The organism is Streptomyces sp. NPDC057010 (assembly GCF_042673805.1).
Taxonomy (GTDB): domain Bacteria; phylum Actinomycetota; class Actinomycetes; order Streptomycetales; family Streptomycetaceae; genus Streptomyces.
In genome coordinates, this window is record NZ_JBHUSC010000028.1 from 76,606 (window position 1) to 89,706 (window position 13,101).

A 13,101-nucleotide genomic window follows, 5' to 3' on the forward strand; every position below is an offset into this window, starting at 1 on the left:
GGATGACCGGCTGTCACGACTCCTGGATGAACGCGCGCACCATCTTGCAGGTGACGTTGGACGGCCGGTGGATGCCCGTCCGGACGGCCATCGTGCGGATCTTCCTGTTGGTGGCGCGCCGGGCGTCATACGTCCCCGAGTCGAGCAGGGATATCGCCAGGCGCATCGCCTTCAGACGGCGGTTGTGGCTCTCGTACCACTCGCGGGGCAGACCCGCCGGCAGCGGCTTCTTCTTGACGTGCTGGATGGTGGTGGCAGTGGCCATCTACAGCCTCCCAAACGGTAGTTGGCTTCCTGTCGTTCTCCTTCGATTTTACCGGGGACCACTGACAGAAGCCCCTGGCCAGACCTGCACAGGACGGCCTCGGGACAGCCCTGGATAGGCTGGGCACCATGGAGATCTGGATCAACCCCGCCTGTTCGAAGTGCCGCAGCGCGCTGACCCTGCTGGACGCGGAGGGCGCCGACTACACCGTGCGCCGGTACCTGGAGGACGTGCCCTCCGAGGAGGAGATCCGCGAGGTGCTCGGCCGCCTCGGGCTGGAGCCGTGGGACATCACGCGCACCTCGGACCCGCTGGCGAAGGAGACCGGCGTGCGGGAGCTGCCGCGCGAGGAGACCGACGAGGCGCGCGGCCGCTGGATCGCCCACCTGGCCGCGCACCCGAAGCTGATCCAGCGCCCGATCATCACCGCCGAGGACGGCACGGCCGTGGTCGCCCGCTCCGAGGAGGCCGTACGGGACGCCCTGTCCCGCAACGGCTAGACCGGCTAGACCGGCTAGACGGCATCACACGCGTCTCAGGCCCAGGCCTTGCCGTACGGGCTGCGCATCGTAAGGAAGCGGAGCTCCAGGTCGCGGGTCAGGTAGTCCATCCGGCGCTCCCAGAAGTCGCGGAGGTGCGGCAGCGCGAGGTGGGCGTCGAGGTCGGCCTGGCTGCGCCACACCTCGTAGAAGACGAAGACCCCGGGCTCTTCGCGGTCCTCGTGGAAGTGGTACTCCAGGCAGCCCGGCTCCTTCCGGGTGGGCGCCACGAAGGAGAGCAGCAACTCCTTGAGCTCTGCGGCGCGTTCGGGCTTGGGACGGGCGGTGCCGACGAGCGTAACGAGCTGGTCCATGCGAACTCTCTCCCCACCTCGGGCCTTTTCAGACCCCTCTAGGTACGACTGCACTCGTACCTGACGGAAGCTAACATCCACCAGAGGTACGATTCAAGCCGTACCTGAGGAGGCCGGCACCATGCCCGACGAAGAAGGGCATCCCGCCCTCGACGAGATCGAACTCGGCAAGGTCCTGTCCGCGCTCGCGGACCCGCTCCGCCGCCGGGTGGTGCGCGAGCTGTCCGTCGCACCGGACGGCACGGCGCGCACCTGCAGTTCCTTCGCCCTGCCCGTCTCGAAGGCGACGGTCACCCACCACTTCCGCACCCTGCGCGAGGCCGGACTGATCCGGCAGGTCGACCGGGGGAACAGCCGCATGGCACGCCTGCGCCGCTCCGACATCGAGTCCCGCTTCCCGGGGCTGCTCGCCATCCTGGCCGCCGAAACCGAAGGGCCCGAACCGCACAATTCGGATCATGGAAAAGCGCCCGGCCGGGGTCGCTCGGCATACTCGGCCTCATGACTCTCGAAACGCCCCGTGAAGCGCTGACCGTACCCGCCGCCCCCGACACCGCCGCCTGTGCCGCCGCCCTCGAAGTCGCCACCGCCTACTGCACCCCGGCCCTGCTGAACCACTCGGTGCGGTCCTACGTGTGGGCCTCCGCGTACGCCGCGGACCGGGGCATCGAGCACGACGCCGAGCTGCTGTACGTGGCCGCGCTGCTCCACGACATCGGCCTGGTCCCGGAGTTCGACAGCCACACCGTCGCCTTCGACGAGGCCGGCGGGCACGTGGCCTGGGTGTTCGGCGCCGGGGCGGGGTGGCCGGTGGAGCGCCGGCAGCGGCTGTCCGAGGTCATCGTGCGGCACATGTGGGACGCGGTGGACGTACGGGAGGACCCGGAGGGCCACCTGCTGGAGCGGGCCACCGGCGTGGACATCTCGGGGCGGAACGCGGACGACTTCACCGCCGGGTTCCGGGCGGAGGTCCTGGCCCGGTACCCGCGCGAGGGCCTCGCGGACGAGTTCCTGGCCTGCTTCCGCGACCAGGCCGCGCGCAAGCCGCAGAGTTCCCCGGCGGCGGCCGTACGCGGCGGTCTCGCCGAACGCGTCCTGTCGAAGTCGCACCCGCTGGAAGGCTGAACGGTGGGCAGGTCGGCGTCCGCCGCTCGCAACGGCACGCACCCCACCGACGCCCGGGCCCTGATCTGCCCGCTGGACGACGCGGCGCGCGACGACGCGGCGCGCGCCGTCCACCGCTTGCTCACGTCCGCGCTCACGTCCGCGCCGCTCACGTCCGCGCTCACGTCCGCGCCGCTCACGTCCGCGCTCACGTCCGCGCCGCTCACGTCCGCGCTCACGTCCGCGCCGCTCACGCCCTACGCGGCGGAGCCGCGGGCGTGAGCGCCGGAGCCGGTGCTGATCTGCATCTGGAGCTCTCCCCCGATGGCGCCCGGCGGACCGCCCTGGCCAACGCCCTGCGTGACGCCGTGCGCAGCGGCCGGCTGGTGGGCGGGACCCGGCTGCCGCCCTACCGGGCACTGGCAGCCGACCTCGGGCTGGCCCGCAACGCCGTCGCCGACGCGTACGCGGAGCTGGTCGCCGAGGGCTGGTTCACCGCCCGTCAGGGTTCCGGAACCCGGGTCGCCGAAGGCGTGACGGCCGCGGCCGCGCCGCCCGTCACCGCCGGGCCCACCCCCGAAGGTCCCCGCTACGACCTGCTCCAGGGCAAGCCCGACCCGGCCTCCTTCCCGCGGGGCGCCTGGGCCGCCAGCGCACGCCGGGCCCTCGCCCAGGCGCCGACCGAGGCGTTCGGGCCCGGCGATCCGCGGGGCCGCCCGGAGCTGCGGCGGGCCCTGGCGGGCTATCTGTCCCGGGCAAGGGGCGTGCGTACCGGCCCGGAGAACATCGTGGTGTGCTCCGGCTTCGCCAACGGCCTGCGCCTGCTCGCCTCGATCCGGCCCCGGGACTGGGCCGTCGAGGCGTACGGACTGCCCTTTCACCACGGCATCCTGGACGCCGCCGGGGTCCGCCCGCACCCCGTCGCCGTCGACGAGGACGGCGCCCGGACCGACGAGGTCCCGGGCCGGGCACGCACTGTGCTCCTCACCCCGGCGCACCAGTTCCCGACCGGCGGCCGGCTGCTGCCGGCGCGGCGGGCCACCGCCGTGGAGTGGGCGCGTACCACCGGCGGGCTGATCGTCGAGGACGACTACGACGGCGAGTTCCGCTACGACCGCAAGCCGGTGGACCCTACACCCTGGCAACTTGGAATGTGCCCAGTTCAGGGCACTAGCAAGCCCCGCCCATGCGCCGGAGGGAGACGCACGAACGGGGGCTTCCTGGGGGCCGTTGGCGGTGCCCCCGTCCCCACACCCGGTCAGACCCGACCGGCCGCGAGGGGTTCGAGTAGGACCACCTGGCAGCCGTTCACGCGGCCATTGCTGGTGTTCCAGCGGATGCCGATTTCCCCGCCCCCATCCTCGGGACGGTTCGGACGCATCCCGGATTCGTGCCATCCCAGGTGCCCGAATCTCAGCCCGCACGTCGCTGACTCATTGACCCACTCGTCATAGCGGCGCGTGCCCGGAATTCCGCGCCGAACGGCCGCAACCTGATGCGGATACAGCTTGACCCACGAGTCACACTGCGCGGGGCGCTCGGTCCTGACACTGACAAGGGGCGTAGGCACGTACGTTCCTTCTCTCGGGTAAGACGATTTCCAGCATTCGCCGTAAGACGTTCACGCCGATTCCGAGCTGTGCGGATATTTCGACGTAGGTCTCACCGTTGGCCAGCCGCTTTCTGAGCTTGTCTTCATGGGCCGCTATGTAGTCGCGGTTTTCCTTCATCTCCCGCGCGCTGAGTCTGGCCACGGGCTATTCCTGCCCCGTGTGCCTGCCATCGTGGCCGCGCGGCATGTAGCAGCCGTAGCAGACGTAGTCCCGGGGGTGGCTGCATTTGCTATGGCCGCAGCGCGGCATCCCTCGGACCGCAACAGGTGTGTCCTCACCCCATACGGCCCACAGCACTCCGCGCCCGTGTTCGTGGTCGCTCGACGAAGCGAAGTGGCCCATGTGGTTTCCCGTGTGGTCGGCCCACAGGTCGCACATGGTGGGCGCCTCCCAAGGGAGTTCGTCAATCTCCGAGTCGAGAAGCAGCCGGATGGTGGCCTTAATGTCCTCCGGAACGTCCACGCTCTGGAGGCAGCTTTCTCCCACGTCCTCAACGGCCCGAGTTGCGCGGTGCTCGCGCGAGGAATTCGACGGCTGTTCCACAGCGCCACTCTTCGGCCAGTACGCGTCAGCCGGAATGGTGGTCAGCTTTGGCCGGTCGCTGTGCACTGGCCATCTCCCTTTCGGCGGCTTCGATGGCTGCTTGTACGAGCTGGGGTGCGGCATCTCTTATAGCGCGCAGCCATATGCGGGCCTCGCGGTCAGCGAGGATTTCTGCAAGTCCCGCATCGAGTAGCGTCCGCTCCTCCGTAGTGAAGGACTCCCGAATTTCGTTCACGCTCTCTCCCTCGCTGCATGGACCTCTTCCGGCTTTGCCGGGCGCAGCGTCTCGGTTTGGGCGTACCACTTCTCTCCGGACCCGATAGGGCGAAGCCGGTAGCCCATGCTTGTGACCCACCCAAGGGAGCGGCCTACGCGGTCCGTGGCAGCGTCGTAGACCGCATCCCCGTTCTCGGGCTCCCACCGGGGTTCGCGCGCTCCCTCGGGCCGGAGCCTGTGAAAGTCCCCGCGCTCTATCGCGTGCCCCAGTTCCCCCAAGGTGTCGCCCTGGATGGCGCGCACGGTCCCGTTCGCCATGAGCCCTCGCCGTCCCGTCCGGTGTCGGTTCGTGGATCGTCCCGCCGACCAGCGAAGCGAAGTAGGGGCATTCCTAGGGGCAAGTGGCCTTCGATCACCCGTTCTTGCCCTGTCTAGTGGCAGCGATAGGGGCAAGATGGGCTCATGGCTATCGGGGCGCTGATCAAGGATCTACGCAAGGCTCGCGGCTGGAGTCAGGGGCGGCTAGCGTCAGCGATCAATGACGCCTTCGGGACGAACCTTGATCGGGAGTACGTGAGCCGCTGGGAGCGTTCCAAGGTGACTCCGGGGACCTACTACCTCCGGTGCCTGTCGGCCGTCCTGGACGTGCCCCTAGCCGCTCTAGAGGGTGAAGTGAAGCGCCGTACGTTCCTGACCGATGCAGCCGGAGCCGCGATAGCGCCCGTGGTCGCCTCAGACCTCTTGAGCGTGGGGTTCGCCGCCCGTCTCCAAGGGGGCCCTTCTGCGGAGTCGTGGGAAGCCAAGCTAGCCACGTACGGCACTGAGTACATGAGTCTCGGCGCTGCCGACATTCAGCGGCGTGTGTCCGGTGAACTCGTTGTGGTCCAACAGCAGTTGGATGAACCCCGGTTGTGGTCGGTGGCCGCTCGTCTGATGACCCTCTACGCCAAGACGTTTCCCGGCTCGGACGGCTCCAAGGCGGTCCAGTGGTACCGCATGGCAGCGGAGGCAGCGGACCAGTCTGGTGACGACGACGCGCGGGTGTGGGTCCGAGGTCGAGCAGCCATTGCACTCGGGTACGAGGGGGCGTCACTCGGCGTCGCTGACGTGCTGGCCGATCAGGCAATGGCGATCAGCGACCGGCCGTCGCTGGGACTTCTGAACGCGATCTACGGGAAGGCGCACACAGCAGCGATCCGGGGCGACGTGGCCACTGCACGGACGCTCATGGAGCAGGGGCGACGCGTGTTCGACAAGGCCGGGTCGTACGAGCAGACCAGTGACTACGCGGTGCCGTGGTGGCGGCTCAACGTCTTCATCTCGTTGCTCGCTGCCCGCCTAGGAGACGAGACCACGGCGGTAGCCGCCCAGGACGCAGCACGGCGCGAGCTGCCCGCATCGCTACCTAGGTTCGCGACGCACCTTGAGATGCACCGGGGGCTCATGCTCGCCCGGTCCGGCGACGTGTCCGGCGGGGTGGCCTACGCACGGGCAGCCCTCGACGCGCTACCCCCAGAAAAGCACTCACTGACCCTCCGGCTTCTCATGGCGGAGGTAGAGCAGTCCTGACCGTACGTAGCCAGGGTTTTCGCCGGCTGCACCTCGCGGAATTTGGACATTGCGGCACCAGTCACCCCACCCGTGCCGACCGGCGGTGACGCGCGGTGACGGAACACAGAAAGCCCCCGACAACCACCCAGCGCGGGCAGCCATCGGGGGCAGGGTCAGAAATGACGGGGGCAGCAGCCAACCGCGAACAGGTCCAACGCGCTTGGCGTCGTGCCGAGTTCGAGCCGGTACAGCGTGGCGAGCACGGGCCACAAGGGGTGGCGCTCCGGGGTGTCGTGCTCAGCCAACTCGCAGCAGAGTTCCTGGAGTTCGTCACTGGCCATTGCGGTACGCGTCCAGAGCGGCGACAGCAGCCGCGCGGGCAGCGTCGATGGGGTCGGCCGAAGCGGCAGGGTCTGCCGTCTTCTCGTGTGCCGACAGGGCCGTGTCAAGCTGCCCCAGGAAGCGCAAGAGCGGGTGGGCCACGGGCACGCCGGACGAGCCGGGGACCGTGACACCCTCAGCGACGATCTGAGCGGCCATGGCATCCCAGACGGCCCGGAGTGCCGGGTATCGCTCCGTGTCCCCTGAGGCGGGCTCAGGGCGGATCTTGGATGCCGTCGCAGTCGCCTTGCGGGCGCGCGCTGCCGCCTTGCGGTGAGCCTCGCTGCAATACCGGGTGCGTCGGTCGGCATCGGCGGGAATCGGCGCATCACACGGAACGTGTGAACACCTTCGTCTCATGGTTCCCCCTCTTGAGTTAGCGGACAGTCCGGAAATGCTTGTCCGGGACGGACGCGAAAAAGGAGCTGGGACCGGGATCGCTGAGCGGCAATGCGGCGAACTTTCGACCCGCGTACGCCCTATGCCAGCGACACTCAGCGCGAGCCCACGCGCTCATTCGCTTGATGATGAGTCATCAGCAGGACGGCAACGCTCGCATTCAATGACCCATGAATCCGCGCGCTCATCGAGTCGCGCCGACTGGGGCAACCGATCCTTGAGCCTGTACCCAAAGCGCTGACACGACCGGCAGCGAGCCGGAACCCATTGCCTGTCATCTCCGCTGGGCACTGCCCGACCATCAGGCCGCATCCACGCCGGACGCATCCACGATGGCCAATCGCTCAACTCCTCAGCAGTGCCAGGAATCTCACGCACCCTGAATGCGATGACCGGGCGACCGTCACTGAGTTTGTGGGCAGCCACCCGCTTCCGCCCCCACCCCTTTTCGGTGAGGTACCCCCCTACGTCAGCAGGGCACTCCACACACATACCCGCCCCCAGGGGTGCACCATCAATGCGCACCCCTGAGAGCAATTCCACGAACACGGTTAGACGCGCTCAGCGAGATCAGCGCCAAGCAGCCAATCCGCCTCAGACTGCGGAACGTCGTACGTCTCGCCGTTCTGGAGAACGTGAGACGGAATGCCGCCATCAGTCGGGCCGTAGCTCATGTAACCAGTCATGCGAACGGTCACGGTCGGTTCATCAGTGTTGAAGAAAGACATGGGTTGAACTCCTCTTAGGCGGAAACGGTGATCTTGCAGACGGCAGCGGCATTCGGGACAGCGATAGCAGCACGAGCGATAGCGCGCACTGCCGTACCGTCCTTGAGGAAACCGAACTGATCACTGATCTCAAATCCGGCATCCTTCCGCCATACTGCGAAAATCTGATCCGCTTCGTAGGTCAGAATTTCGGCATCCGGCAGGAACGGCGACAGCCACACGGGCACGCCAAGAATGGAACGCTGAATGCCAGTGGTCGGGGAACCGGCCGACTCGCTCAGAAGCGGCTTAAGCGATCCAGTTGCCTCACGAAGCGCCATGAGACCGGCCCACGTCTTCGGAGTCATCACGATGGCCGTAGCCTTCGCGTTCACCGATTCCAGCTTCCCAAATGCCGTGACGAACGGGTCAAGGTCCTTGAGTCCGCCCGTGACCGCGTGAGTCTGAATGCCAGCCGTCTTGGAAATGCCGACGAACCCCTTACCCGTGCCGGTACCAATAAGCGCCTCACGGTCGAAGCCCAGCGCCACCGACCGCATAAGCGACTTCGCAACCGGATTCAGGAACGAAGAACCGCCATCCTGCACAAGCTCATTGGCGAGCATGTCAGCGGCAGCGATCTTCTTCGGCGTGACCTTGAGCGGGTCAGCGCCAAATCCGCCGGTCGGCAGGTCGTCAAGCTCACCCACGAATCCGGCCGTGAAGTCGGAACGGATAACCGGGAACGAGTAGGTTTCAGCGTTCGTCTGAACCCGGTTGACGCCGGATGCCATGACGACCGACTGAGGGGCCAGGAGGTCAACGAACTGCTTGGCCGTCTGCTCCGGGCTGAACGCCTTACCCGTACCCGTGGTGGTGATTCCACGCACAGCCTGAATGGAACGGCTCATCAGATCGCCCGGCGTCACCGCAGCGCTCTCACGGGCCGGGAAAAGGCTGCGCGTAGTGCCCATCTCCTGAAGTGGAGACCTGACGCTGATCGCCATTTCCTCAGCGGCAGACGCCGCAATGTGGCGCTTGGCGTTGTCGTCGTGCTCCTTGATCTGGTCGAGTAGCTTGCCCTCCTCCTTCTGCTCATTGGGAGTGAGCTTGCGGTTCCGCGCTCCGTCCGTAAGTTCACGTAGCTTGTGCGATGCGGCATCCCGCTTCTCAAGGGAGGCGCGTGCTATCTCGGCATGACTCATCTAAGGCCCCTTGCTGATCATCTTGAAGGCAACAGAAAGGCCCGGACCGCGAAATTTTGGGGGCCCGAGCCGGCCAGGTGCTGAGATCGAATCTCGAAAGCCCCTTCAAAGGGATTAGTAAATGTCTACGCGGCCTTAGAGGCGGCGCGGTTCTTCGCGGCCCAATCGCGCTTTCGCTGTCGGTTGCGCTCCGCCCGGCATTCGTCCGAGCACATCAGCGGCCACCGGCGCTTCTGCCCTTCCGGGCGCTTCTGCTCATACGCCTTTCCGCACACTTCGCATTCGCCCGTGAACACCTTCACGCCGTCCACCACGCGGATAGTGCCGCCCTTCGTCGCCCAGGACATGGGGCGAGCCTCACGGCGACGAATGATCAGACGAGCCCGCAGCACGTCATCACGCAGCGCGGGCGGGAACTCCCACAGGGGCCGGAACGGGTCGGCTATCAGCCGGTATCCACCACGGGCGAACCCAGCGCGCACGTCCACGGGGCCGCTCACACCCTGCATTGAGCGGGCGGTGTCCCACTCCATGAACGCCCGGACAAGCTCCGGGTCCTTGTGCTCAGTCAGTTCGTCGGGGGTATCAAGGAGCGCGTCAATCTCGTTCTCAGTCACGCCAGTTGGGTTGTAGTACATGGTGTGTCTCCAGTCTCAGGGCATAGAAAAGCCCCGGTTCGGTGAAGCCGGGGCAACAGCGCACGTGAGGTATTGGTCAGCGGGGCAGGCGCACGCGGAATCCCCATGGGCCACGCGCACCCATCGGGCCGAATCGGCCATCTCCTCCAAAGAGTTCACGGGCCAGCACGAGAAGGGCGCGTTCACCAATCGCAGCGTGCGGGCAATCGCGCCGGAAAGCGGCTATCAGGTCACGCCGGGAAACGAAGTCACCCGCCGACGGTTCGCATAGCTTCAGCCAGCGTTCAGGCGTCATTGCGGACTCACGGCGGAACATTGGCGCCCCGGACAGGATCTCTTTCAGGTCCCGGACGTTCGGACCGGAAGCGTGCCGGACGGCAACGGCCATCCCCTTCCAGGAGAGTGCCCGCGTTCCCAGCGCACCCCAACGATCAGGCAGGGCGGATTCCGGCACATAAATTCCCTCCGGGCCCGTATCCCCGGCGTACTCCGCAAGCCCGGAAAGCATGTCCGCGATACGGACCCGCCACAGAGCCGGGTCAAGCGGCGCGTACGGGGCTTCCCCTTCAACCCAGCACCGGGAAGCCGGACACCACAAGGCGGGAGCGTGCGAGACGTAGTGAGCGGCCCGGATGATGGCCTCCGACCATTCGCCAACCGTTGCCGCCTTCAACACGTGTCCACTCATGAATCATCCTCTCTAGTGTGCGCTCACTCGCTGTCGAGCAAGTCACGGACAAGCAACACTCAAGAGCTGTGCAAGAAACACACATCTCTCTCTCACGCTGTAAGCAGGGGTTTTGCAAGCTGTGCAAGATACGTAGGTGACTCACTGCCCCTTACGGAAACGACAACCGGGAAAGTGAGCGTCATTCACCACTCGTCACCACTGGAGCCCAGCGGCTTCCTGCGGGCACGAAGGAGCCCCGCCGGTCGGCCGGGGACCAACGGGGCCAGTTCGGGGCTCAGACGGCCGCCTACGCGGCCAGCGCCATGTCTGCCGACTCCTCCGCCTCTTCGCCTTCCGGCGTGGCCCACTCGATGCCGCAGCGGGTTTTGCCGTTGAACCTCACGCCCTGGCCGGGTGCCTTCGTCACGGTCACGTGGTCGATGCCCAGTCCGAGAAGGTCACGCTTGAGCGCAGCGTCCGCCGCTTCCCACGCTTCGCGGAGCAACCCGTTCATGAGGAAGCTGATATCCACCGGTCCGCCGGAGAGTTCGTTGACGCGCTCCTCTGCTGCCGTCAGGCGCTCCTCAGCCTTCGTCTTCGCGGGAATTCGGGACTTCGCGGAACGCCCCGAATAGAAGCCTGCCTGATCGTCTGCGTGGAACTTGTCCAACCCGTCTTGTGCGGCCTTGAGTTCCGCCCCCGCTTCTCGGATCTCCGCCGACTCCTGGGGGCGGGTGAGTGCCTGCCAGCGCTGGGCAGCCGCAATCATCAGCGGGTCGTCAACATCGGAATTCTCCATACGAGCAATCCAGCGATCCACGATGTACGGCTCAAGGGCGTCACGCCAGACCGAAGCCGGGGCAGCACACGCACCGCCATTCGCACGCATCTGACAGTTGTAGGACTTGCCGCTGAGGGTCATGGCATAGCCACACTCGGCACACCGGAGCTTGCCGGTAAGCAAGTGCGCCGCCCGCCCCACGCGCGGAGTGTTGTCAACGATCTGATGCCCGCTGAGAACGCGCCGGGCACGCTCAGCCGTCTTCGCCGCAATCATCGACTTCAACACACCCGGCTCAACACAGCGGACGCGCTCCCCAGCGTCGTTGAAGTAGTGTGTCGGGGCCTTGTGGGACTTCCCGCCGGGCGAGACCGTAAGCCACCCCTCGTAAACCGGGTGAATGACGATCGCCCGGATACTGTCCGCGCGCCAACTCTTGCCTGTCGCGGACTTGATCCCTTCCTCATTGAACTTCCGGGCCAGTGCACGCGACGACGTGCCGCCCGCTATCTCCTTGAAGATCCGGGCCACGATGGCCCACGGGGAATAGTCCTTGCCCCGGACCTTCACTCGGTTCGGAGAAAGCTTCCGTGTGTCCTTGTCGGCAGCCAGACCAAACGGGGCACGGGCCAGCCAACGCCCCTCGTTCCGCTGACGCGTCTTCGTGCTGCGGACGTTGTACGAAAGCCGCTGCGAGTATTCGCGGGCATTCTCCGCCCGGTCGATAATCCAACGCCGGTCGCGCTCATCCATCGAGTCAAGACGCTCGTAATCGAAGATGACCCGAGCCTTGCCCAGAATCGGGACGACCGCCTCAGCACCCTTACGGCTGAACCGGTCCAGCGCGTACACCCACAGCGCGGGAACCTCACCGTTCAGCACAGCGCCCATGGCCGCGTCGTACTTGGGGCGCTGCACGTCCGACCACGCCGACAGGTTCTCTTTCCAGACCTTGCGGACCCGGTACCCGTTCTCATCCGCCCAGTGCCGCCCGCGCTCCTCCTGAGCCCGCAGCGAGAGGGCCCGCTCACCCTCCCGGACGATCTTCGACTTCCTGAGCAACAGGTCCACCTCTGGCCTGTCGTCTGCCTTGCCCGCCGAGCGAGCCACCCCCGCGCGTGATGATGCCTCCATACCTCCCTTCAAGGGTGTCGGTTGCCTGCCCGCGCTCTTACCCGTGGTCGTCTTCACTCCCGCCCTAGAGCGGGACGGTTGCCCGCCCGTCCGGGCCTCAGTAGTCGGATGCACCTCTTCCCTTGGGGGCAAGAGATTCCCCGAACCCGTGACCTTCGCTGCCGACGCCATGCCGAACCCCTCGTGACCTGCGGGTTCGGCCCGCTACCGAGTAGTTCCCAGAGTGTTGGACCTACTCCGGTCGGCGCCGTGCAGGGCCTGGCCCCCGAACACGTGGTGTACGCAGGCTCGCTCAGCAAGAGCCTGTCGCCGGCGCTGCGCCTCGGCTGGCTGGTGCTGCCGGAGCAGTTGGTCGGTGCCGTCCTGGCGGCGAAGGGGCTCCGCGAGTCCTGGGCGAGCGCGCTCGACCAGCTGGCGCTGGCCGACTTCATCGAGTGCGGCGGCTACGACCGGCACGTCCGCCGGATGCGGCGCCGCTACCGCGACCGCCGCGACCAGCTGGTCTCCGTACTGGCGGCGCGCGCCCCGGGGGTGCGGGTGACGGGCATCTCGGCCGGCCTCCACGCGGTCGTGGAACTCCCCGCAGGTTACGAAGCCCCGGCCCTGCGAGCGGCCCACGCGGCGGGCCTGGCCCTGGACGGCCTCTCCTCCTACCACCACCCCACCGCGGCGGGACCACCCCGCGAGGGCCTGGTCGTGGGCTACGCGGCACCCCCGAACGCGGCGTTCGGGGTGGGGGTGGGGGTGCTGGGGGAGGTGGTGCGGGGGGTGGTGGGGGCGAGAAGGTGATGGGGGCTTCGGGGGTCGGTAGCCGAGTGGAGGGCATCAGAGAAGGTTTGGGGGTTTCCCGTCAGTCTCATCGTCCTTCCGCGTCGGCCCGGCCTGTCAAGGGCGCTCCTTCGTCGCGTCGCTTCGCGATGGCCTACGGCCACCCTTGACAGACCGGCCCGCCACGGAAAAACGAAGACCGACGGGAACCCCCCAAAAGAACGGTCCACGGGTCCCACGCATCCACACGAGCAGCGCCAGAGACCCAATCCC

Annotated in this window: 15 protein-coding genes and 1 pseudogene; 7 read left to right on the forward strand and 9 right to left on the reverse strand. The window is 67.0% G+C overall.

All coding sequences use genetic code 11. From position 1 onward, the window contains the following. Positions 1-13: 13 nt before the first annotated feature. Positions 14-265, reverse strand: coding sequence for a hypothetical protein (locus ACFTXQ_RS22930; protein WP_382643568.1), 252 nt, complete (start codon positions 263-265; stop codon positions 14-16). A gap of 128 nt (positions 266-393) precedes the next feature. Here ACFTXQ_RS22930 and ACFTXQ_RS22935 point away from each other — a divergent pair, with 128 nt between their 5' ends. Next, positions 394-765, forward strand: coding sequence for an ArsC/Spx/MgsR family protein (locus tag ACFTXQ_RS22935; RefSeq protein WP_382643570.1), 372 nt, complete (start codon positions 394-396; stop codon positions 763-765). 35 nt (positions 766-800) lie between these two features. On the opposite strand, the gene ACFTXQ_RS22940 is transcribed toward ACFTXQ_RS22935, so the two are convergent. After that, positions 801-1,118, reverse strand: a complete 318-nt coding sequence (locus ACFTXQ_RS22940) for a putative quinol monooxygenase (RefSeq protein WP_382643572.1) — start codon at positions 1,116-1,118, stop codon at positions 801-803. Between the two features lie 121 nt (positions 1,119-1,239). Between ACFTXQ_RS22940 and ACFTXQ_RS22945 the strand changes: the two genes are divergently transcribed. Genes ACFTXQ_RS22945 through ACFTXQ_RS22960 form a run of 4 tightly spaced genes read left to right on the forward strand, consistent with a single transcriptional unit; the run spans position 1,240 to position 3,676 of the window. Next, complete coding sequence (locus ACFTXQ_RS22945; RefSeq protein ID WP_382643574.1) at positions 1,240-1,623, forward strand: ArsR/SmtB family transcription factor; 384 nt, start codon at positions 1,240-1,242, stop codon at positions 1,621-1,623. Further along, a complete protein-coding gene (locus ACFTXQ_RS22950; RefSeq protein ID WP_382643576.1) occupies positions 1,620-2,243 on the forward strand; it encodes an HD domain-containing protein in 624 nt (207 codons plus the stop codon). The genes ACFTXQ_RS22945 and ACFTXQ_RS22950 overlap by 4 nt, the downstream gene beginning before the upstream one ends. 3 nt (positions 2,244-2,246) lie before the next feature. Continuing rightward, positions 2,247-2,504, forward strand: coding sequence for a hypothetical protein (locus ACFTXQ_RS22955; RefSeq protein ID WP_382643578.1), 258 nt, complete (start codon positions 2,247-2,249; stop codon positions 2,502-2,504). Then, positions 2,501-3,676 (forward strand): PLP-dependent aminotransferase family protein, encoded by a 1,176-nt coding sequence (locus ACFTXQ_RS22960; protein ID WP_382643580.1) that lies wholly within the window; start codon positions 2,501-2,503, stop codon positions 3,674-3,676. Before ACFTXQ_RS22955 ends, ACFTXQ_RS22960 begins: the two co-directional genes overlap by 4 nt. Positions 3,677-4,403: 727 nt before the next feature. On the opposite strand, the gene ACFTXQ_RS22965 is transcribed toward ACFTXQ_RS22960, so the two are convergent. Then, entirely contained in the window at positions 4,404-4,613 is a 210-nt protein-coding gene (locus tag ACFTXQ_RS22965) for a hypothetical protein (RefSeq protein ID WP_382643582.1), read from the reverse strand. A gap of 443 nt (positions 4,614-5,056) precedes the next feature. Between ACFTXQ_RS22965 and ACFTXQ_RS22970 the strand changes: the two genes are divergently transcribed. Continuing rightward, a complete protein-coding gene (locus ACFTXQ_RS22970) occupies positions 5,057-6,163 on the forward strand; it encodes a helix-turn-helix domain-containing protein (RefSeq protein WP_382643584.1) in 1,107 nt (368 codons plus the stop codon). Positions 6,164-6,318: 155 nt separating this feature from the next. Here ACFTXQ_RS22970 and ACFTXQ_RS22975 read toward each other — a convergent pair whose 3' ends face one another. The 6 genes from ACFTXQ_RS22975 to ACFTXQ_RS23000 all read right to left on the reverse strand — a co-directional run bounded on the left by ACFTXQ_RS22975 (position 6,319) and on the right by ACFTXQ_RS23000 (position 11,997). Next, entirely contained in the window at positions 6,319-6,486 is a 168-nt protein-coding gene (locus ACFTXQ_RS22975; protein ID WP_382643586.1) for a hypothetical protein, read from the reverse strand. A 990-nt stretch (positions 6,487-7,476) separates the two neighbouring features. Beyond that, the gene (locus ACFTXQ_RS22980) at positions 7,477-7,653 is read right to left on the reverse strand and encodes a hypothetical protein (RefSeq protein WP_382643588.1); all 177 of its coding nucleotides are present in this window, start codon (positions 7,651-7,653) and stop codon (positions 7,477-7,479) included. Positions 7,654-7,667: 14 nt separating this feature from the next. Continuing rightward, positions 7,668-8,837, reverse strand: a complete 1,170-nt coding sequence (locus tag ACFTXQ_RS22985; protein ID WP_382643590.1) for a phage major capsid protein — start codon at positions 8,835-8,837, stop codon at positions 7,668-7,670. A gap of 125 nt (positions 8,838-8,962) precedes the next feature. After that, positions 8,963-9,475 (reverse strand): hypothetical protein, encoded by a 513-nt coding sequence (locus tag ACFTXQ_RS22990; protein WP_382643592.1) that lies wholly within the window; start codon positions 9,473-9,475, stop codon positions 8,963-8,965. 76 nt (positions 9,476-9,551) lie between these two features. After that, positions 9,552-10,163 (reverse strand): hypothetical protein, encoded by a 612-nt coding sequence (locus ACFTXQ_RS22995; protein WP_382643594.1) that lies wholly within the window; start codon positions 10,161-10,163, stop codon positions 9,552-9,554. 289 nt (positions 10,164-10,452) lie between these two features. Then, on the reverse strand, positions 10,453-11,997 hold the full coding sequence (locus tag ACFTXQ_RS23000) for a recombinase family protein (RefSeq protein ID WP_382643596.1): 1,545 nt from the start codon (positions 11,995-11,997) through the stop codon (positions 10,453-10,455). A gap of 300 nt (positions 11,998-12,297) precedes the next feature. On the opposite strand from ACFTXQ_RS23000, the pseudogene ACFTXQ_RS23005 reads away from it, so the two are divergent. After that, positions 12,298-12,849 (forward strand): annotated as a pseudogene (locus tag ACFTXQ_RS23005) (aminotransferase class I/II-fold pyridoxal phosphate-dependent enzyme); the annotation flags it as partial. Positions 12,850-13,101 lie beyond the last annotated feature (252 nt).